Raw genomic sequence first — 19,097 nt, 5'->3', positions numbered from 1 at the left:
AGGCCGACGGTCACCCTCCGCCGTCGGAAGTCACCGTCCGCCGATGTGACGAAGGGGGCCCGGCGTTCACCGCCGGGCCCCCTTCGTACGCTCGCGCGCCCCGGGCCGTTACGACGCCGGGTTGCCCGTGGAGACGTTCAGCTGGACCTCGACGTTCTTCGGGTCGATGTCGGTGCCGGGCGCGGGGAACTGCAGCATGACCGTGCCGTCGCCGTAGGTGTTCTCGTCGACCTTCTTGATGTCGAGCTTCCAGCCGGCGGCCTGCGCACAGGCCTTCACCGAGTCGATGTTCTTGTACCGGAAGTCGGGGAGCTCGATCTTGGTCTCGTCGTTCCACGACTTCTGCGGCTCGGTGCACTCGTCCTTCTTGACCGTGCGCGTGAGGTCCGGGCCCAGGTAGCCGGCCGCCTTGGACGCGGATGCGGACGCCGTCGGGGTCGTCCCGCCGTCCTGGCCCTGGTTGTCGTCGTTGCCCTGGTTGGCCAGCAGGGCGACGAGGAGGCCGCCGACGGCGAGCAGGGCGACGACGACCGAACCGATGATCACCGGCTTGTTGCTTTTGCCGCCCCCGCCCGACGGGGCCGAGGTCTGCGGCGTGATGTTGTACGGCGGCGGCGTCGACGCGGCCGGCGGCTGCGCCGCGTACGGCGTCTGGTAGCCGCCCTGCTGCGGGTAGCCGTACGCGGGGGCGGGCGTGGCAGGCGACGGGGTGCCGTACGGGTTCGGGACCGGCGTGGGGTTCGGTGCCGGGGCCGGCTGGTACGGCGTCTGGACGCTGCCGTGCGGGGCCGGCGCGCTCTGGTCGAGCGGCGGGAACACCGCGGAGCCGACGCCCGATCCGCTCTGCGTCTGGGTGCCCGGGACGATGCTCGGCGGGGCCGCCTGGAAGGACGCCGCCACGCGCAGGCACTCGTCGCGCATGGACTCGGCCGTCGGGAACCGCTCGTTCGGGTTCTTCTTCAGCGCCCGCGTGATCAGCGCGTCGACGGCCGGCGGCAGGGCGCGGTTGATCGAGGAGGCCAGCGGCGGCTCCTCCTGCACGTGCGCGTACGCGATCGCGAGCGGCGAATCCGCGTCGAACGGCAGTCGCCCGGTGACCAGCTGGAACAGCATGATGCCGACCGAGTACAGGTCGCTGCGCGCGTCCACGCCGCGGCCCAGGGCCTGCTCGGGCGAGAGGTACTGCGGGGTGCCGACGACCATGCCGGTCTGCGTCATCGAGGTGACACCGGACTGCATCGCGCGTGCGATGCCGAAGTCCATCACCTTGACCACGCCGCGCTTGGTCATCATCACGTTGCCGGGCTTGATGTCGCGGTGGACCAGCCCCATCTCGTGGCTGATCTCCAGCGCCGCGAGCACATCGGCGGTGATCTTCAGCGCCTTGTCGGCGGGCATCGCGCCGTGCTGGTGGATGTCGTCGGCGAGCACCGAGCCGAGCGGGCGGCCCTCGACGTACTCCATGACGATGTACGGCATCGTCGCGCCGCCCAGATCGTCCTCGCCGGTGTCGAAGACCGAGACGATGTTGGTGTGCGTGAGCTTCGCCACGGCCTGGGCCTCACGGCGGAAGCGCTCACGGAAGGCCTGTTCGCGGCCCAGTTCGGTGTGCAGTGTCTTGATCGCGACCTGCCGGTCGAGCACGGCGTCGTAGGCCAGGTGCACCGACGCCATGCCGCCCTCGCCGAGCAGATCGCGCAGCTGGTACCGGCCGTTCGCGAGCGCCTGCCCCGCATAGCGGCCCTGTGCGCCGTCCTGGCTCATCTCGCGTCCCCCACAGCCCTTTCGGCGCCGACGATCTCGGATGTTCGTTGATCCACTGTGCTATTCCCGGCCAAGTCTGCCCCAGGGCACTGACACGTCAAGCTCGGTGCCCGTTCCGTGACCGTACGCGAAAGAAGCGTCGCGGAAGCGTTACAGGCGCCGTACGGCCGGTACACAGAATTTGCACGAGCGGAGGGATGCGGGGTTTGATGGCCGGTCCGTCTCGTACCGGTCAGCACGCCCATCCGGGACCGGCGCCTTGCGCCGAGGCTGTAGCGTGGCCGACGGAGACCGTAACAACACCGCGCGCACCGCGGGCAGAAACGACGGCGAGGACTGATGGCACAGCAGCAGCGCGCTCAGGGCCCGTCCGACCCCGAGGCGACTGGCGGCGGTATGTCGGACGCGCCGGAGAACTGGGGCAACGGCGGGCTTGTCGGCGACGGCCGGTACCGGCTGACGCACCGGCTCGGCCGGGGCGGCATGGCGGAGGTGTTCGCGGCCGAGGACGTACGCCTCGGGCGCACCGTCGCGGTCAAGCTGCTGCGCGCCGACCTGGCCGAGGACCCGGTGTCCAAGGCCCGCTTCACGCGTGAGGCGCAGTCGGTGGCCGGTCTCAACCACCACGCCATCGTCGCCGTGTACGACTCCGGCGAGGACGTCGTCGGCGGCCAGAGCGTGCCGTACATCGTCATGGAGCTGGTCGAGGGTCGTACGATCCGCGACCTGCTGCTCAACGCCGAGGCGCCGGGCCCGGAGCAGGCGCTCATCATCGTCTCCGGGGTGCTGGAGGCGCTCGCCTACTCGCACCAGCACGGCATCGTGCACCGCGACATCAAGCCGGCCAACGTCATCATCACCGACAACGGTGCCGTGAAGGTGATGGACTTCGGCATCGCCCGCGCCCTGCACGGCGCGTCGACGACGATGACGCAGACCGGCATGGTGATGGGCACCCCGCAGTACCTGTCGCCGGAGCAGGCGCTCGGCAAGGCCGTCGACCACCGCTCCGACCTGTACGCGGTGGGCTGCCTGCTGTACGAACTGCTCTCGCTGCGGCCGCCGTTCACCGGCGAGACCCCGCTGTCGGTGGTCTACCAGCACGTGCAGGACATTCCCACGCCGCCGTCCGAGGCGTCCGACGGCTGCCCGCCGGAGCTGGACGGCCTGGTGATGCGGTCGCTGGCCAAGGAGCCCGACGACCGCTTCCAGACGGCCGAGGAGATGCGCGGCCTGGTCCAGTACGCGCTGCAGATGCTGTACGACCAGGGCGGCCACACCGGCACCTGGAACACCGGCCCGGTGGCGGTGCACGACGGCCGGCACACCCCGGCGGGCGGTTTCGCGCACACGGCCGTCATGGCGCACCCCGGCGACCACGGCCCCGGTACCGCGCAGATCCCGCAGCCGATCCTGCCCACCGGGTACGGCAGCGGCGACGACGGCGGTTTCGAGGGGCACGGCAACAAGGGCAGCGGCCGCGGGAAGCTGTGGGTCCTCGCGGTGCTCGCGGTGATCGCGATCGCCGCGGGTGTGGCGCTGGCCGTCAAGGGCACGGGCACCAAGGGCGGCAACCCGGACACCACCCCGTCGCCGAGCGTCTCCCGGTCCCAGACGCAGGAGAGCCCCACCCCGTCGCCGAGCGACGAGACGACCGACGACGGCTCGGGCGGGACGTCGGACGACAACACCGGTTCGGGCGGCGGCTCGTGGAACCAGCCGTCGTACACCCCGTCGTACACGCCGTCGCAGCAGAACAGCAATCCGCCCTCCGACGAGCCGACCGACTCCGGTACCCAGTCCTCGAACCCGACGGACGGCGGCACGGGCAACGGCGGCACCACGGACGGCGGCACCACCGACGGCGGCACGACGGACGGCGGAAGCACGACGGACGGCGGGACGACGAACAACGGCGGCACGACGACCGGCAGCGGTACGACGAACAACGGCGGGACGACGACCGGCAGCGGGACGACGACCGGCGTGACCGTCGGGGGCAGCGGCACCACCCCCTGACGCCCCGTCGCCTTCGCCACGCGCGCGTGAAGCTCCCTCGGGGCGCCACGCGCGCGTGCTGTCTCCACGGGGCGTCAGGCGCCCGTGTCCGTGCGCGGCGGGACGCGGTGGCGGCTCACTGCGTGAACGCGTCGCACACCGCGTCGTAGCGCCGCGTCCACCACACCACGAGCGCGGACGCCGCCGGGAACTGCGGGTCCGCGCGCCGGTCGTCGCGCTCGTAGTGCCAGCGCAGCATCCAGAAGTCGTTCAGCCGCTCCCACCACACCCGGTGCACGGCCGCCGCCAGTTCGGAGGGCGTGGCCCCGGTGGCGCGCCGGTACGCGCGTGCGTAGGCGCGCACCTTGGGCAGATGCAGGGTGCCCCCCGGCTGGACGAAGAAGATCACGGCGGCGCGTACGGCCTCCTCGGCGCGCGGCTGCACGCCGAGGCGGTCCCAGTCGACGATCGCGGCGGGCGCCTTGTCGCGGTAGAGCAGGTTGAACGGGTGGAAGTCGCCGTGCACCCAGCCCACCGGGCCGCCGCGCGGAGGGCGCCGGTCGGCGTGCCGCTGCAGCAGCTCGCGGCGCTCCAGCAGGCGGTGGCGGGCCAGCTCGTCGAAGGAGTCGGCGGGGCGGTGGCGGCGCACGCGCGCGAGGAGCTCGTCGATCAGGGTGAACGTGGCCGCCGGGTCGGCGCTCTCCACGGGGTGGGGGCTCGCGGAGGGGCGAGTGCGTCCCTTGGGGGGCATCACGCGCTCCAGGCAGGCGTGCACGGCGCCCAGGAGGGCGCCCAGACGCGCGGACTCGGCCCGGGTGAGCTGGCCGCCGTGGCGGTGGCGGCCGTCGATCCACGGGTGCAGGGCGTAGGCGTGCCCGCCGATCACGGCGACGGTCCGGCCGTCGCGGCCGGCCAGCGGCGGGACGACGGGGACCCCGAGGTCGGCCAGGCGCTGGGTGGCGCGGTGCCGGCGCTCGATCGCGGCCGGGTCGGCGGTGTCGGGGTCGGAGTGGTGCTTGAGGAAGTAGCGGCCGCGGGTGGTGCACAGGTGGTAGCCGCGGTTCAGCAGGCCCTGGGCGACCGGCTCGCAGGCGAGTGCGGAACCGGCGGCGTAGCGGCTCAGCAGGGCGCGTAACGGGGGCGCTGGGGGCGCGGGGGGTGGTACACACGGGCGCGGCACGCGCCCGATGCTAGGGCAGGAATCGAGGCCGTGAGCTGGGCGTTGTCACAGACAGTCATTTCCGGTCGCAGGGTGTACCGGAAGTGGTCCGGGGGAGTGAGGAGGGCGGGGCTGAAAGGTGTCACCGCGCCGAAATGGGCGTAAGGCCACCGCGGGTCCGGAACAAGCTCCCGCATAATCTCGCCGAATCTGCCGAATCTCGCCGAATCCCGCCGAGGGTGCCGTCACCCGCAGGCTCTTCCCGAGCCGGGGGTGGCCGGGATAACGTGCCCCCTGTTCCGGCCCCCTGCACGGCCGTGACCAGCGGCATCCCCGAAAACCACGCGCAGTACTCGGACCTCCTATCAAAAATACTTGGAAATCCGAGTAAAAACGCAGGTCAGGAGGGGTTTCACAGAAATGTGGAGCACTGGGTAACGTGATTGTTGCAGGGCGCTCGCCGGGGCACCTGTCACGCCTGTTCCCGGCCGAGTGGCACCCACCCCGTGCCCGGTGGTCGGATCAGGTGAGCCTCCCCCGAGCTCTATCGAGCAGGGGGGACCTTCAGGCCCACTGGCAACCCCGGGGGCCGGACCGACGGAGGAGCACACGTGACCGTGGAGAGCACTGCCCCGCGCAAGCCGCGACGCAGCGCCGCAAGCAAGGCCGGGACCGACGGCAGCAAGACGGCCGGCACCACCGGTACCAAGCGCGCCACCCGCACCACCCGCGCCGCGAAGAGCGCCGAGCCCGAGCTCGTACAGCTGCTCACGCCCGAGGGCAAGCGGGTCAAGAACGCCGAGTACGACGCCTACGTCGCCGGCATCACCCCCGAGGAGCTGCGCGGCCTCTACCGCGACATGGTGCTCACCCGCCGCTTCGACGCCGAGGCCACCTCCCTGCAGCGCCAGGGCGAGCTGGGCCTGTGGGCCTCGCTGCTCGGCCAGGAGGCCGCCCAGATCGGCTCCGGCCGCGCCACCCGCGAGGACGACTACGTCTTCCCGACCTACCGCGAGCACGGCGTCGCCTGGTGCCGCGGCGTCGACCCGACCAACCTCCTCGGCATGTTCCGCGGCGTGAACAACGGCGGCTGGGACCCCAACGGCAACAACTTCCACCTCTACACGATCGTCATCGGCTCCCAGGCGCTGCACGCCACCGGCTACGCCATGGGCATCGCCAAGGACGGCGCGGACAGCGCGGTCATCGCCTACTTCGGTGACGGCGCCTCCAGCCAGGGCGACGTGAGCGAGGCGTTCAACTTCGCCGCCGTCTACAACGCGCCGGTCGTGTTCTTCTGCCAGAACAACCAGTGGGCGATCTCCGAGTCCAACGAGAAGCAGACCCGCGTGCCCCTCTACCAGCGCGCCCAGGGCTTCGGCTTCCCGGGCGTGCGCGTCGACGGCAACGACGTGCTGGCCTCCCTCGCCGTCACCCGGTGGGCGCTGGAGCGCGCCCGGCGCGGCGAGGGCCCGGCGCTGATCGAGGCGTGGACCTACCGCATGGGCGCCCACACCACCTCCGACGACCCCACCCGCTACCGCGGTGACGAGGAGCGGCTCGCCTGGGAGGCCAAGGACCCGATCCTTCGCCTTCGCCGCTACCTGGAGGCCTCGAACCACGCGGACGAGGGATTCTTCGCGGAACTCGAGGCCGAGAGCGAAGCGTTGGGCAAACGAGTGCGCGAAGCGGTCCGCGCCATGGTGGACCCGGACCACTTCGCCATCTTCGAGAACGTGTACGCGGACGGGCACGCGCTCGTCGACGAGGAACGCGCCCAGTTCGCCGCCTACCAGGCGTCGTTCACGGACGCAGAGGGGGTCTGACATGGCACCGGAGGCTGCGCCCTTCAAGAACATGGCCCTGGCCAAGGCGATCACCGAGTCGCTGCGCCGCGCCCTGGAAGCCGACCCCAAGGTCCTCATCATGGGCGAGGACGTCGGCAAGCTCGGCGGCGTCTTCCGGGTGACGGACGGCCTGCAGAAGGACTTCGGTGACGACCGTGTCATCGACACCCCGCTCGCCGAGTCCGGCATCGTCGGCACGGCCATCGGCCTGGCCCTGCGCGGGTACCGCCCGGTAGTGGAGATCCAGTTCGACGGCTTCGTCTTCCCGGCGTACGACCAGATCGTCACCCAGCTGGCGAAGATGCACGCCCGCTCGCTGGGCAAGGTCAAGCTCCCGGTCGTCATCCGCATCCCCTACGGCGGCGGCATCGGCGCCGTGGAGCACCACTCCGAGTCCCCCGAGTCGCTCTTCGCGCACGTGGCGGGCCTGAAGGTGGTCTCCCCGTCCAACGCCTCCGACGCGTACTGGATGATGCAGCAGGCCATCCAGAGCGACGACCCGGTGATCTTCTTCGAGCCCAAGCGGCGCTACTGGGACAAGGGCGAGGTCAACACCGAGGCGATCCCCGGCCCGCTGCACAAGGCCCAGGTGGTCCGCGCGGGCACCGACCTGACCCTCGCCGCCTACGGCCCAATGGTGAAGCTCTGCCAGGAGGTCGCCGACGCGGCCGCCGAGGAGGGCCGCAGCCTGGAGGTCCTGGACCTGCGCTCGGTCTCCCCGCTGGACTTCGACACCATCCAGGCCTCGGTGGAGAAGACCCGCCGCCTGGTCGTCGTCCACGAGGCGCCGGTGTTCTTCGGCTCCGGCGCGGAGATCGCCGCCCGGATCACGGAGCGCTGCTTCTACCACCTGGAGGCGCCGGTGCTGCGCGTGGGCGGTTACCACGCCCCGTACCCGCCGGCCCGCCTGGAGGAGGAGTATCTGCCGGACCTGGACCGGGTGCTCGACGCCGTCGACCGTGCCCTGGCGTACTGAGGAGAGGGTCGTGACGACGATGACTGAAGGGTCCGTACGCGAGTTCAAGATGCCCGACGTGGGCGAGGGACTCACCGAGGCCGAGATCCTCAAGTGGTACGTCCAGCCGGGCGACACGGTCACCGACGGCCAGGTGGTGTGCGAGGTCGAGACCGCCAAGGCGGCCGTCGAACTGCCCATCCCCTACGACGGCGTGGTCCGCGAGCTGCGCTTCCCCGAGGGCACCACGGTCGACGTGGGCACGGCGATCATCACGGTCGACGTCGCCGGCGGCGCACCGGTCGAGCAGGCACCGCAGCCCGAGGCCCCGGCGGCCGAGGCTCCGAAGGCCGAGGAGCCGCAGGGCGCGCAGCCCGTCGGCTCGGGGCGCCAGCCGGTCCTGGTCGGCTACGGCGTGGCGACCTCCTCCACGAAGCGCCGCCCGCGCAAGGCCCCGGCCACCGCGCCGGAGCCCGCCGCGGCGGCGGTCCAGGCGGAGCTGAACGGCCACGGCCGTGACGACGCCGCCCCCGTGGACGTCGTGGACCGGCCGCGTCCGCTGGCCAAGCCGCCGGTGCGCAAGCTCGCCAAGGACCTCGGCGTCGACCTCGCGACGGTCACCCCGAGCGGCCCGGACGGCGTCATCACCCGCGAGGACGTCCACGCGGCGGCGGCCCCGCAGCAGGTCACGGAACCGGCCACGGAACCGGCGCCCGAGCCCGCCAGGACGGCCGCCCCTGCCGCTGCGGCCGCTCCGGTGTCGTACGACACGGGCCGCGAGACCCGTATCCCCGTCAAGGGTGTCCGCAAGGCGACGGCCGCGGCGATGGTCGGCTCGGCGTTCACGGCGCCGCACGTCACGGAGTTCGTGACGATCGACGTGACCCGCACCATGAAGCTGGTCGAGGAGCTGAAGCAGGACAAGGAGTTCGCCGGCCGCCGTGTGAACCCCCTCCTGCTGATCGCCAAGGCGCTGCTGATCGCCATCCGCCGCAACCCGGACATCAACGCGTCCTGGGACGAGGCGGCCCAGGAGATCGTGGTCAAGCACTACGTCAACCTCGGCATCGCGGCGGCCACCCCGCGCGGCCTGATCGTCCCCAACATCAAGGACGCCCACGCCAAGACGCTGCCGGAGCTGTCCGACGCGCTGAGCGACCTGGTGACGACGGCCCGCGAGGGCAAGACGTCCCCGGCGGCGATGCAGGGCGGCACGGTGACGATCACCAACGTCGGCGTCTTCGGCGTCGACACCGGCACGCCGATCCTCAACCCCGGCGAGTCGGCGATCCTCGCGGTCGGCGCGATCAAGCTCCAGCCGTGGGTCCACAAGGGCAAGGTCAAGCCGCGCCAGGTCACCACGCTGGCGCTCAGCTTCGACCACCGCCTGGTGGACGGCGAGTTGGGCTCCAAGGTCCTGGCCGACGTGGCGGCGATCCTGGAACAGCCGAAGCGGCTGATCACCTGGGCGTGACAGCCGTCTCCGGCGGGCAGGCCGGGGTCACGGGAAAGGCGGTCGCACGTTCGTCGTGCGACCGCCCTTCTTTTTCTCAGCGCCGGTCGAGCACGTACGGCGGCGCCCCGCCCTGGGTCCCCCGCCGGCCGGATGGAGGCGGGACGGACGGGCGACGGGCCCGCCGCTGGGTGCGGCGGGCCCGTCAGGTGTGCGGCGTGCTGGGGTGTCAGGCCTTCGAGAAGCCGTAGTTCAGGAGCTTCGTCGCGTCCGATGCGCGGACCGAGGCGTTCGTCGAGGCCAGGACCGTGCCGATGACGGTCTTGCCGCCCCGGGTCGCGGCGAAGACCAGGCAGTAGCCGGCCTCCTTGCCGGAACCGGTCTTGACGCCGATGGTGCCGCTGTAGCTGCTCAGCAGCGTGTTGGTGTTGGTCCACGCGCCCATCGTGCGGGTGCTGCCCGTCTTGGTGATGGTCTTCGCGGTGTAGGACTTCGTCTTCACGATCGCGCGGAAGTTGGCGTTCTTCATCGCGCTGGAGGCGATCTTCGTGAGGTCGCGCGGCGTCGAGTAGTTGCCGCCGTTGCCGATGCCGTCGAAGGAGTCGAAGTGGGTGTTCTTCAGGCCGAGGCTCTTGGCGTTGGCGTTCATCTTGCCGATGAAGGACTTCACGCGTGCGTCGCGGGTGGTGCCGGTGCCGAACTTGTCGGCCAGCGCGTAGGCGGCGTCGCAGCCGGAGGGCAGCATCAGCCCGTAGAGCAGCTGACGGACGGTGACCTTGTCGCCGACGATCAGGTGGGCCTGCGAGGCGTTCTTGGAGACGACGTAGTCGCTGTACGCCTTCTGGATGGTGACCTTGGCGTCCAGGTTGAGGTTCGGCTGCGAGAGCACGACCTTCGCGGTCATGATCTTCGTCGTCGAGCCGGTGGAACGCCGGGTGTCCGCTGCCTTGTTGTACAGGTCCTTGCCGGTGCCGTTGTTCATCACGTAGCCGCCCTTGGCGGCGATGGACGGCGTGGTGACGGCCTGCGCGGGGGCCGCGGTGAGGGCGCCGGTGGTGAGCAGGGCGCCGGCGGTGACGGTGACCGCGGCGGCACGACGGAGCCGGGTGCCCTTGATGCCGGAAATGGCGGTAATCAACTGAGATACCCCGATTATGTGTGAATGCCCCTTAGGGAACGGCCTGTTGAGGGGAAAGCAGGTGAGGCCGCACGGGTATGACGCGTACCTGGCGCCGATGGTTGTACACGGTTCGGGGGTAGTTCGGTTCGTCACTCTTCCGGGGCGGCGGAAGGGGGAACCGGCGGAGGGGGAGCCGGCGGAGGGGGAGCCGGCGGAGGGAGCCGGCGGAGGGAGCCGGCGGAGGGAGCCGGCGGAGGGGGAGCCGGTGGAGGGAGCCGGCGGAGGGGGAGCTGGTGGAGGGAGTCCGCGGAGGGGGAGCCGGTGGAGGGGGAGCGTGCTCCCGTCCGGATGCTGGAACGGGGTGCCGATTGCGTACGTGATGTATCTATCCTGTCGGCATGCCATCCGCCCCGTCCGCACCCGTGAAGCAACCACCCGCCGCCGACCGCGTCTACGCCCATGTCAAGCAGGGCGTCCTGGACCGCCGCTACGAAGGCGGCACCCTCCTCACCGAGGGGGAGCTCGCCGAGGCCGTCGGGGTCTCCCGCACCCCGGTGCGCGAGGCGCTGCTGCGGCTCGAGGTGGAGGGGCTGATCAGGCTCTACCCGAAGAAGGGAGCCCTCGTCCTGCCGGTCTCCGCCCAGGAGATCGCCGATGTCGTCGAGACGCGGCTGCTGGTCGAGGAGCACGCGGCCCGCAAGGCCGTGCCCGCCCCGCCGGGGCTCATCGAGCGGCTGGAGCAGCTGCTCGCGAAGCAGAAGGCGCAGGCCGCCGCCGGCGACTTCGCCGCCGCGGCCGTCACCGACCGCTGCTTCCACGCCGAGATCGTCCGCAGCGGCGGGAACGAGATCCTGTCGCGCCTGTACGACCAGCTCCGGGACCGGCAGCTGCGGATGGGGGTAGCCGTCATGCACTCCCACCCCGACCGGATCGCCAAGACCCTCGCCGAGCACGAGGAGATCCTCGCCGCGCTGCGCTCCGGAGACGCGGAGCAGGCCGTGGGCGTCGTCCACCGGCACGTGGGCTGGTTCTCCCACCTGGCCCGGGGGGAGGTCCGATGAGCTCCGCGTCCTCCTCCACCGCCCTGCCGGGTGATCCGCCGGGCGGACGGCGCGCGATCGCCGTCTGGTCCATCGGCGTCGCCGTCTACTTCGTCGCCGTCATCTTCCGTACGTCCCTGGGGGTGGCCGGCCTCGACGCCGTCGAGCGCTTCCACGTGGGCGCCTCCGCACTGTCCACCTTCTCCATCCTCCAGCTGCTCGTCTACGCCGGCATGCAGATACCCGTCGGCCTGCTCGTGGACCGGCTCGGCACCAAGAAGGTGCTGGGTCTCGGGGTCGTGCTGTTCACGATCGGGCAGCTCGGCTTCGCCTTCCTGCCGTCGTACGGCATGGCGCTCGCCTCGCGGGCGCTGCTGGGCTGCGGCGACGCGATGACGTTCATCAGCGTGCTGCGGCTCGGCGGACGCTGGTTCCCCGCCCGGCGCGGACCGCTGGTCGCGCAGCTCGCCGGTCTGGTGGGCATGGCCGGCAACCTCGTCTCCACGCTGGTGCTGGCGCGGCTGCTGCACGGCATCGGCTGGAACGCCGCGTTCGGGGGCAGCGCGATCGCCGGTGTCGTCGTCTTCGTCCTGCTGCTGCTCTTCCTGAAGGACCACCCGGAGGGCTTCGAGCCGGAGCCGCCGGCGCACCAGGGCGCGGCCTATGTGCGGCGCCAGATAGCCGCGTCCTGGCGGGAGCCGGGAACCCGGCTGGGGCTGTGGGTGCACTTCACGACCCAGTTCCCGGCGATGGTGTTCCTGCTGCTGTGGGGGCTGCCGTTCCTCGTCGAGGACCAGGGGCTCAGCCGCGCCACGGCCGGCGAACTGCTCACCCTCGTCGTGCTGTCCAACATGGTCATCGGCCTGGTCTACGGCCAGATCGTCGCCCGGCACCACGAGGCGCGGCTGCCGCTGGCGCTGGGCACCGTCGGGACGACGGCGCTGCTGTGGGCCGCCACGCTCGCCTACCCCGGCGCGCACGCCCCGATGTGGCTGCTGATCGTGCTGTGCGCGGTGCTCGGGGCGTGCGGGCCGGCGTCGATGATCGGCTTCGACTTCGCCCGGCCCGCGAACCCGCCGGAACGGCAGGGCACGGCCTCCGGGATCACCAACATGGGGGGTTTCGTGGCCTCCATGACGACCCTGTTCGCGGTGGGCGTGCTGCTGGACGCCACCGGCGACGACTACACCGTGGCCTTCTCGGCCGTGTTCGTGCTCCAGGCACTCGGCGTCTCACAGATCCTGCGGCTGCGCAGGCGCGCGGCACGCAGGGAGCGGGAGCGGTTGGTGGCGAGCCGGGTGGAGACGGTGCACGTGCCGGCGTGAGGGTTGTGCCCCCTCAGGGCGTCACCGCGAAGTTGCGCAGGATCTCCGCCGCCAGGTCCAGGTCGCCCTCCGTCTTGATGCGGTCCGACGCCGAGTCCGGGTGCACGCGGCCGCACGCCACACGGACGTAGGTCTCCCAGTCGAGGGTGAGGGTGGCGGCGGGGCCGAGGGCGGGGGTGCTCTCCAGGCTGCCGCGGCCCTGGATGTCGACGCGGATCGTGCGCAGGAACTCGACCGGGCCGTGCACGTCGAAGACGACCGCCGAGCTGCGCGGTGCCTGGGCGCGCTCGGCGACGACCTGCGGCAGCGCGTCCAGCAGCATGTCGCGCGCGACGTACGCGCCCGGGGAGTCCAGGTTGCCGGGGCGGCCGAGGGCCGTGCGCAGGTCCTGCTCGTGCACCCACACGTCGAAGGCGTGCCGCCGCATCGACTCCTCCAGCGTGAGCTCGGCGCCGAGGGGGCCGCGCACCTTGGTGCCGGGGTCGCGGGAGTCGTTGCGCAGCTGACGGTTGCGCCGGATGACCGTGTACTCCAGCTCGGCGGTCATCTCCGGCGCCGTGTGGTGGCGGCGGACGTCGACCTGCATCTCCATGTAGCGCTGATGGTCGTTGGTGACGTGGAACAGGTCGCGCGGGAGCGTGTGGATGGGGCGGGGATCGCCGAGCATCTCGCAGTCCAGGCCGATGACGTGCGACACGATGTCGCGCACCGACCAGCCCGGGCAGGGGGTACGACGGTTCCAGTCGGCGTCCGCCAGCGGCTGCACCAGCTCGGATATCGCCTCGATGGAGTGGGTCCAGGCATCGGCGTAGGGCTGGAGAGTGGGATGCAGACTCACGGAAACGGGACCCCTCGGCGGTCGGTACACGGGCAGGTGGTGGCGGCGGTGCCAGTGGGAGGCGGCTGCACTCGGCGGTGTCTGGAATGGCTAAGTTACGCTGCTCCGAGGCACCCCGGCAGTGCTTTCTCGTGACGATCGTAGGCCGTGTGGCCGCCCGCGTGGGCGGCCCGTTTGCCAGGACGGTGGTAGTGTGCGCGCCTCTTTGATCCAGATCGCCGTGAACGAGGGCGAATCGGTGGCGGAACGGCGGCTGCGGGCCGCCTCCCTGGTGCGGGAACAGGCCGGTTCCGCGGACCTCGTCGTCCTGCCGGAGCTGTGGACGTGCGGGGCCTTCGCCTACGAGGAGTTCGGCACCGAGGCCGAGCCGCTCGAGGGTCCGACCTTCGAGGCGATGGCCAAGGCCGCGAGCGACGCGGGGGTGTGGCTGCACGCCGGCTCGATCCCCGAGCGGGACCCCGACGGTCCCCTTTACAACACCTCCCTCGTCTTCTCCCCCTCCGGTGACCTCGCCGCCGCCTACCGCAAGATCCACCGCTTCGGCTTCGACAAGGGCGAGGCGGTGCTCATGGGCGCGGGGCGTGAGCTGGTGACGGTGCGTCTGCCGTGGACGACGCTTGGTGTGGGCACCTGTTACGACCTCCGTTTCCCCGAACTCTTCCGCGGTCTCGTCGACGCGGGCGCCGAGACCCTGGTGATCCCGGCGGGCTGGCCGGAGCGCCGCCGGGCGCACTGGACGCTGCTGGCTCAGGCGCGGGCGGTGGAGAACCAGGCGTTCGTGCTCGCCTGTGGAACGGCCGGGACGCACGCGGGAGTTCCGCAGGCGGGTCACTCGATCGTGGTCGATCCGTGGGGGGAGGTCCTCGCCGAGGCGGGCGCCGGGGAGGAGGTCCTCACGGTGGAGTTCGACCCGGCGAAGGTCGCCACGACCCGTGAGCAGTTCCCGGCGCTGAAGGACCGGGTGCTGGGGCTGGAGCCGCCACGGCACTAGCGCCGCGGCGGCACGACGGCACGGCGGTGCCGACCCCGCACCGGCCCAGCGCCGGTCCCGGCACGCCGGGCCCAGGCCCACCGTCGGCGTACGGCGCCGACGCTCGGCCCCTGCGCCTGCACGCAGCCTCGCCCCCGGCATCGGCCCGCCCCCGGCGTACGGCGCCTGCACGCAGCCCTCGGCGCCGGCACCGGCCCACGACCGGCGTACGGTCGCGCCACGCGGCCTTGGCGTCGGCCGGCCCACCGCCGGCATACGGCGCCGCCGCGCCGCCCTGGCGCCGACCGGCCGCCGTCGGCGTACGGCGCCGACCCCCATCCCCGGCGCCGGCCGGCGGCCCCGGGAGCACGGCACCGGCACGTCAGCCGCAGCCCGGCGGGTCAGTCGCAGCCCGGCACGGCGGCCCCCGGAGCGAACCCCGGCCCGGCACGGACCGGCCCCCGCCAGCCCCTCGCCCGCCCCCCGGCGTCCGCCGTAGGCCGTCTCAGTCGTCCTCGCGTTCCTTCTCCGCCAGGTGGATCACGCACACCGCGATCGCGATGAGCAGCGCCGGGTCCGCGTCGTCGCGGATGACGTCGATGCCGTAGGTGTCGCGGACGGTGAGCCAGCGCCGGGAGATCACGGCCAGCAGTTCGCCGTCGTACTCCACGGCGAACTCCCGGTCCAGGATCTTGCCGCTGACGTCCAGCTCCGTGCCGTCGGCCAGGGACACCCGGTAGTGGTTGCGCAGCAGGGACAGCCGTCGGCGTTTGATCGTCGCCAGGGGTTCGCCGGCCCGCTCGATCACCATCGTGTCGCGCAGGGCGAACATCTTCTGGTGGATGTCGATCAGGACCCGCCCCTGGGTGTCCTTCAGTTCCCAGGTGTCCCGCAGGCGCATGGCCTTGCCGTCGACGAGGAAGACCTTGCTGCCGCGGTTGTCCTCGATCCAGTAGTCGTCACCGATGCCGAGGAGCCGGTCGTACACGAGGAATCTCATGCTCTGAGCGCTTCCCCGGCGACCCCCGAGAAACGCCGCCGGTAGGCCGACGGGCTGAGTCCGGTCTCGCGCCGCAGCCGCGCCCGCAGGTTGGCTGCGGTCCCGAGTCCGCTGCGGGCGGCGACCACGTCCAGCCGTTCCTCACCGCGTTCGATCAGCCGCCGGGCCAGGGTGACGCGCTCGGCCGTGAGCCAGGCCAGCGGTGTCGTGCCGAGCTGGCTGCGGAAGCGGCGGTGCAGGGTGGCGGGGCTGACACGCGCGCGTGCCGCGAGGTCGGCGACCGTGAGCGGCTCACCGATCCGTTCCTGCGCCCAGGCCAGCACGGGGGCGAGGGACACGTCCGCCACCGCGGGCACGGGACGTTCCACGAACTGGCGCTGGCCGCCGTCGCGGTGGGCGGCGAACACCAGGCGCCGGGAGACGTGGTTGGCGATCTCCGCGCCGTGGTCGCGCCGGACCACGTGCAGGCCGAGATCGAGGGCCGACGCGCTGCCGGAGGCGGTGAGGATGTCGCCGTCGTCCACGAACAGCACGTCCGGTTCGAGCCGTACCTCGGGGAACCGGTCCCGGAACGACTGGGCCCACATCCAGTGGCAGGCCGCCCGGCGGCCGTCGAGCAGTCCGGCCTCCGCGAGCGTGAACGCGCCGGAGCAGAAGCCGATGAGGCGGGTGCCCCGCGCGTGCGCCCGACGCACCGCGTCCAGTACGCGCGGGGAGCGCGGGGTGTCGGTGTCCGGGCGGTTCGGCACGATCAGCGTGTCCGCCTCCTCGGCGGCCTCCAGCCCCGCGACACCGCTGAGGGTGAAGAACCCGTCCCGCATCCGGGTCGCGGGCGTGTCCGCGCACAGCCGGAAGTCGTACAGCTCGCGGCCGAGTTCCGGGCGGCGCAGGCCGAACACCTCGATGGCGCAGCTCATCTCGAAGGGGTTGGAGTTCTCGTCCACGATCAGGACGACACGGTGCGAGGATTCTTGCGGCATGTGCGATTCCTAGCACTCGCGCGCCCCGCCGGCCGGCCGCAGGATGACGCCATGAGCAGCGAACCGATCTCCCTGGCCACCGCCCTCGCCTCCTTCACCGAGCGGTGGAGCCCGCGCATCGTCACCACCGTCAACGACTACGACGTCCGCGTCGCCAAGGTGGAGGGCGAGCACGTCTGGCACGTCCACGAGCACACCGACGAGTTCTTCCTGGTCCTCTCCGGCGAACTGCACATCGGCCTGCGCGAGCCGTCCGGGGAACGCACGGTGGTCCTGCCGCAGGGCTCGCTCTTCACGGTCCCGCGCGGCACGGAACACAAGCCGTACGCCCCCGGCCCGGCGGAGATCCTGCTCCTCGAGCCCTCGGGCACCCTCACGGTCGGCGACCGCCACGACGAGGTACCGGCCCATGTGGACGCGACGACGGGCCACGCGCTCGGCTGACTGTCACAGGCGGGTGGCACCCTTGGTCCATGAGCCGCTCCGCATCCCGTCGCGTCCGAGTCCGTGCCCCCGAGCTGGTCGGCAAGGGTGGCTGGCTGAACACCGGCGGTCGCCAGTACGCCCTCGCCGACCTGCGCGGACGTATCGTCGTGCTCGACTTCTGGACGTTTTGCTGCATCAACTGCCTGCACGTCCTCGACGAGCTGCGGGAGCTGGAGGCCAAGCATCAGGACACCGTCGTCGTGATCGGGGTCCACTCGCCGAAGTTCGTGCACGAGGCCGAGCACGGGGCCGTCGTGGACGCCGTCGAGCGGTACGGCGTGGAGCATCCCGTGCTGGACGACCCCGAGCTCGCCACGTGGAAGCAGTACGCGGTGCGGGCGTGGCCGACGCTCGTGGTGATCGACCCGGAGGGATACGTCGTCGCGCAGCACGCCGGTGAGGGGCATGTGCACGCCATCGAGCGGCTGGTGACGGAACTGGAGGCCGAGCACGCGGCCAAGGGCACCCTGCGGCGCGGCGAGGGGCCGTACGTGCCGCCGGAGCCGGAGCCGACCACCCTGCGGTTCCCGGGCAAGGCGGTGCTGCTGCCGTCCGGGAACCTCCTGGTCAGCGACACCACCCGGCATCAGCTCGTGGAGCTTCGGGCCGACGGGGAGAGCGTGGTGCGGCGGATCGGGTCCGGTGTGCGCGGCTTCACCGACGGCGGCCCCGACCGAGCCGCCTTCAACGAGCCGCAGGGGCTGGCGCTCCTCGACGACGGGTCCGTGGTCGTCGCCGACACGGTCAATCACGCCCTGCGCCGCTACGACCCCGCGAGCGGTGAGGTCACCACGCTCGCCGGGACCGGGCGGCAGTGGATGCAGGGCGCGCCCACCGCGGGCCCCGCGCGGGAGGTCGATCTGTCGTCGCCGTGGGACGTTGCCTGGTGGCAGGACCGGGTGTGGATCGCCATGGCCGGGGTGCACCAGCTGTGGGCCTACGACCCGGCGACGCGGTCGGTGACCGTCACCGCCGGCACGACCAATGAGGGACTCGTCGACGGGTCCGCCGCCGAGGCCTGGTTCGCTCAGCCGTCCGGGCTGGCGGCCACGCCCGAGCGGCTGTGGCTGGCCGACTCCGAGACGAGCGCGCTGCGCTGGGTGGAGCCCGACGGCAGTGTGCACACAGCCGTCGGCACCGGTCTGTTCGACTTCGGCCACCGCGACGGCGCCGCCGGCCAGGCGCTGTTGCAGCACCCGCTCGGGGTCACCGCGCTGCCCGACGGCTCGGTCGCCGTCTGCGACACCTACAACCACGCGCTGCGCCGCTACGACCCCGCGACCGGGGAGGTCACGACGCTGGCCACGGATCTGCGGGAGCCGAGTGACGCGGTCCTGGCCGGCGACGACATCGTGGTGGTGGAGTCCGCCCGGCACCGGCTGACCCGGCTGCGGCTGCCGGAGGAAGCGGTCCGGGTGGAGGCCGTGGCCCACCGCACCCGGCGCCAGGCCACCGAGGTCGCGCCCGGCGCGCTCCGGCTGGACGTCGTCTTCCAGGCGCCGCCTGGGCAGAAGCTGGACATTCGGTACGGCCCGTCCACCCGGCTGCTGGTCTCCGCCACCCCGCCCGAGCTGCTGCTGGAGGGCGAGGGCGCGGGAACCGACCTGTCCCGCACCCTCGCCCTGAACCCCGCCGTCGAGCAGGGCGTCCTGCACGTCTCCGCGATGGCCGCGTCCTGCGACGACGACCCGGCGAACCCGTACCCGGCCTGCCATGTCCACCAGCAGGACTGGGGCGTTCCGGTCCGCCTCACCGAGGGCGGCGCCGACCGGCTGCCGCTGGTGCTCGCCGGGATGGACGAGCAGGAGCGGTAGGCGTACGGGTCAGACGCCGAAGCCGTCGCTGTAGCCGTCGCGCGTGTGGTGGTGTCGTTCCTCCTCGACGACCGTGGTCGTCGTCGGCGGCACCATGACGCGCCGGCGGCGCGCGATGCTGCTGAAGGTCGACACACCGATCAGTCCGACGATCATCAGGATGATGCCGACCAGGTCGAGGTTGACCCCCTGCATGTGCCAGTCGGTCGCGAACGTGAGAATGGCTCCCACGGCGATGAGGATGATGCACCCGCCGAGGCCCATGAGTGTCGCCTCCCTGTCCGGTCCGGTCTTTCCGGCCCGGACAGTCGGGTACCCCGGTTGTCAACCCCCATGCGGGCGACGGGC

16 protein-coding genes are annotated in these 19,097 nt (G+C 71.9%); 9 read left to right on the top strand and 7 right to left on the bottom strand.

Annotated elements, in window-relative coordinates; translation table 11 throughout:
- Window positions 1-108: 108 nt before the first annotated feature.
- On the bottom strand, window positions 109-1,764 hold the full coding sequence (locus AB0E88_RS15630) for a protein kinase (protein WP_361630054.1): 1,656 nt from the start codon (window positions 1,762-1,764) through the stop codon (window positions 109-111).
- 339 nt (window positions 1,765-2,103) lie between these two features.
- On the opposite strand from AB0E88_RS15630, the gene AB0E88_RS15625 reads away from it, so the two are divergent.
- A complete protein-coding gene (locus AB0E88_RS15625) occupies window positions 2,104-3,783 on the top strand; it encodes a protein kinase (protein WP_361630051.1) in 1,680 nt (559 codons plus the stop codon).
- Window positions 3,784-3,898: 115 nt separating this feature from the next.
- Here the strand turns inward: AB0E88_RS15625 and AB0E88_RS15620 are convergent, their stop codons facing one another.
- Entirely contained in the window at window positions 3,899-4,942 is a 1,044-nt protein-coding gene (locus tag AB0E88_RS15620; protein ID WP_361630048.1) for a phosphotransferase, read from the bottom strand.
- Between the two features lie 590 nt (window positions 4,943-5,532).
- Here AB0E88_RS15620 and pdhA point away from each other — a divergent pair.
- From pdhA to AB0E88_RS15605, 3 genes are read left to right on the top strand one after another with little or no spacing between them, the layout of a single operon-like run.
- The gene (pdhA, locus tag AB0E88_RS15615; protein ID WP_361630045.1) at window positions 5,533-6,747 is read left to right on the top strand and encodes a pyruvate dehydrogenase (acetyl-transferring) E1 component subunit alpha; all 1,215 of its coding nucleotides are present in this window, start codon (window positions 5,533-5,535) and stop codon (window positions 6,745-6,747) included.
- A gap of 1 nt (window position 6,748) precedes the next feature.
- On the top strand, window positions 6,749-7,744 hold the full coding sequence (locus tag AB0E88_RS15610; RefSeq protein ID WP_361630042.1) for an alpha-ketoacid dehydrogenase subunit beta: 996 nt from the start codon (window positions 6,749-6,751) through the stop codon (window positions 7,742-7,744).
- 10 nt (window positions 7,745-7,754) lie between these two features.
- Window positions 7,755-9,197, top strand: a complete 1,443-nt coding sequence (locus tag AB0E88_RS15605; protein WP_361630039.1) for a dihydrolipoamide acetyltransferase family protein — start codon at window positions 7,755-7,757, stop codon at window positions 9,195-9,197.
- Window positions 9,198-9,405: 208 nt separating this feature from the next.
- Here AB0E88_RS15605 and AB0E88_RS15600 read toward each other — a convergent pair whose 3' ends face one another.
- On the bottom strand, window positions 9,406-10,314 hold the full coding sequence (locus AB0E88_RS15600) for a D-alanyl-D-alanine carboxypeptidase (RefSeq protein WP_361630036.1): 909 nt from the start codon (window positions 10,312-10,314) through the stop codon (window positions 9,406-9,408).
- A gap of 380 nt (window positions 10,315-10,694) precedes the next feature.
- On the opposite strand from AB0E88_RS15600, the gene AB0E88_RS15595 reads away from it, so the two are divergent.
- Together AB0E88_RS15595 and AB0E88_RS15590 are read left to right on the top strand one after the other, a co-directional pair.
- Complete coding sequence (locus tag AB0E88_RS15595) at window positions 10,695-11,357, top strand: GntR family transcriptional regulator (protein WP_361630033.1); 663 nt, start codon at window positions 10,695-10,697, stop codon at window positions 11,355-11,357.
- Window positions 11,354-12,661: an MFS transporter gene (locus AB0E88_RS15590; RefSeq protein ID WP_361630030.1), complete on the top strand. Its 1,308-nt coding sequence runs from the start codon at window positions 11,354-11,356 to the stop codon at window positions 12,659-12,661. Before AB0E88_RS15595 ends, AB0E88_RS15590 begins: the two co-directional genes overlap by 4 nt.
- A 13-nt stretch (window positions 12,662-12,674) precedes the next feature.
- Here AB0E88_RS15590 and AB0E88_RS15585 read toward each other — a convergent pair whose 3' ends face one another.
- Window positions 12,675-13,499: a maleylpyruvate isomerase family mycothiol-dependent enzyme gene (locus AB0E88_RS15585; RefSeq protein ID WP_361630027.1), complete on the bottom strand. Its 825-nt coding sequence runs from the start codon at window positions 13,497-13,499 to the stop codon at window positions 12,675-12,677.
- A gap of 193 nt (window positions 13,500-13,692) precedes the next feature.
- Here AB0E88_RS15585 and AB0E88_RS15580 point away from each other — a divergent pair, with 193 nt between their 5' ends.
- Entirely contained in the window at window positions 13,693-14,490 is a 798-nt protein-coding gene (locus AB0E88_RS15580; protein WP_361630024.1) for a carbon-nitrogen family hydrolase, read from the top strand.
- Window positions 14,491-14,974: 484 nt separating this feature from the next.
- On the opposite strand, the gene AB0E88_RS15575 is transcribed toward AB0E88_RS15580, so the two are convergent.
- Together AB0E88_RS15575 and AB0E88_RS15570 are read right to left on the bottom strand one after the other, a co-directional pair.
- A complete protein-coding gene (locus AB0E88_RS15575; protein ID WP_361630021.1) occupies window positions 14,975-15,469 on the bottom strand; it encodes an LURP-one-related family protein in 495 nt (164 codons plus the stop codon).
- On the bottom strand, window positions 15,466-16,449 hold the full coding sequence (locus AB0E88_RS15570) for a helix-turn-helix domain-containing protein (protein ID WP_361630018.1): 984 nt from the start codon (window positions 16,447-16,449) through the stop codon (window positions 15,466-15,468). The genes AB0E88_RS15575 and AB0E88_RS15570 overlap by 4 nt, the downstream gene beginning before the upstream one ends.
- Window positions 16,450-16,500: 51 nt before the next feature.
- Here AB0E88_RS15570 and AB0E88_RS15565 point away from each other — a divergent pair, with 51 nt between their 5' ends.
- Window positions 16,501-16,893, top strand: coding sequence for a cupin domain-containing protein (locus tag AB0E88_RS15565; RefSeq protein ID WP_361630015.1), 393 nt, complete (start codon window positions 16,501-16,503; stop codon window positions 16,891-16,893).
- A 29-nt stretch (window positions 16,894-16,922) separates the two neighbouring features.
- On the top strand, window positions 16,923-18,749 hold the full coding sequence (locus AB0E88_RS15560) for an NHL domain-containing thioredoxin family protein (protein WP_361630012.1): 1,827 nt from the start codon (window positions 16,923-16,925) through the stop codon (window positions 18,747-18,749).
- A 9-nt stretch (window positions 18,750-18,758) separates the two neighbouring features.
- Here AB0E88_RS15560 and AB0E88_RS15555 read toward each other — a convergent pair whose 3' ends face one another.
- Window positions 18,759-19,013: a DUF6458 family protein gene (locus tag AB0E88_RS15555; RefSeq protein ID WP_361630009.1), complete on the bottom strand. Its 255-nt coding sequence runs from the start codon at window positions 19,011-19,013 to the stop codon at window positions 18,759-18,761.
- Window positions 19,014-19,097: the final 84 nt, after the last annotated feature.

It is taken from the genome of Streptomyces sp. NPDC028635, from assembly GCF_040637635.1.
In the GTDB taxonomy this organism is placed as follows: Bacteria; Actinomycetota; Actinomycetes; order Streptomycetales; family Streptomycetaceae; genus Streptomyces.
Note: the sequence above shows the minus strand (reverse complement) of the source record. Positions and strands in the feature narration are given on the sequence as shown.

Coding starts and splice junctions, on each gene's coding strand:
- AB0E88_RS15630 (WP_361630054.1), bottom strand. CDS start 1,764: ATGAGCCAGGACGGCGCACAGGGCCGCTATGCGGGGCAGGCGCTCGCG.
- AB0E88_RS15625 (WP_361630051.1), top strand. CDS start 2,104: ATGGCACAGCAGCAGCGCGCTCAGGGCCCGTCCGACCCCGAGGCGACT.
- AB0E88_RS15610 (WP_361630042.1), top strand. CDS start 6,749: ATGGCACCGGAGGCTGCGCCCTTCAAGAACATGGCCCTGGCCAAGGCG.
- AB0E88_RS15595 (WP_361630033.1), top strand. CDS start 10,695: ATGCCATCCGCCCCGTCCGCACCCGTGAAGCAACCACCCGCCGCCGAC.
- AB0E88_RS15590 (WP_361630030.1), top strand. CDS start 11,354: ATGAGCTCCGCGTCCTCCTCCACCGCCCTGCCGGGTGATCCGCCGGGC.
- AB0E88_RS15575 (WP_361630021.1), bottom strand. CDS start 15,469: ATGAGATTCCTCGTGTACGACCGGCTCCTCGGCATCGGTGACGACTAC.
- AB0E88_RS15570 (WP_361630018.1), bottom strand. CDS start 16,449: ATGCCGCAAGAATCCTCGCACCGTGTCGTCCTGATCGTGGACGAGAAC.
- AB0E88_RS15565 (WP_361630015.1), top strand. CDS start 16,501: ATGAGCAGCGAACCGATCTCCCTGGCCACCGCCCTCGCCTCCTTCACC.
- AB0E88_RS15560 (WP_361630012.1), top strand. CDS start 16,923: ATGAGCCGCTCCGCATCCCGTCGCGTCCGAGTCCGTGCCCCCGAGCTG.
- AB0E88_RS15555 (WP_361630009.1), bottom strand. CDS start 19,013: ATGGGCCTCGGCGGGTGCATCATCCTCATCGCCGTGGGAGCCATTCTC.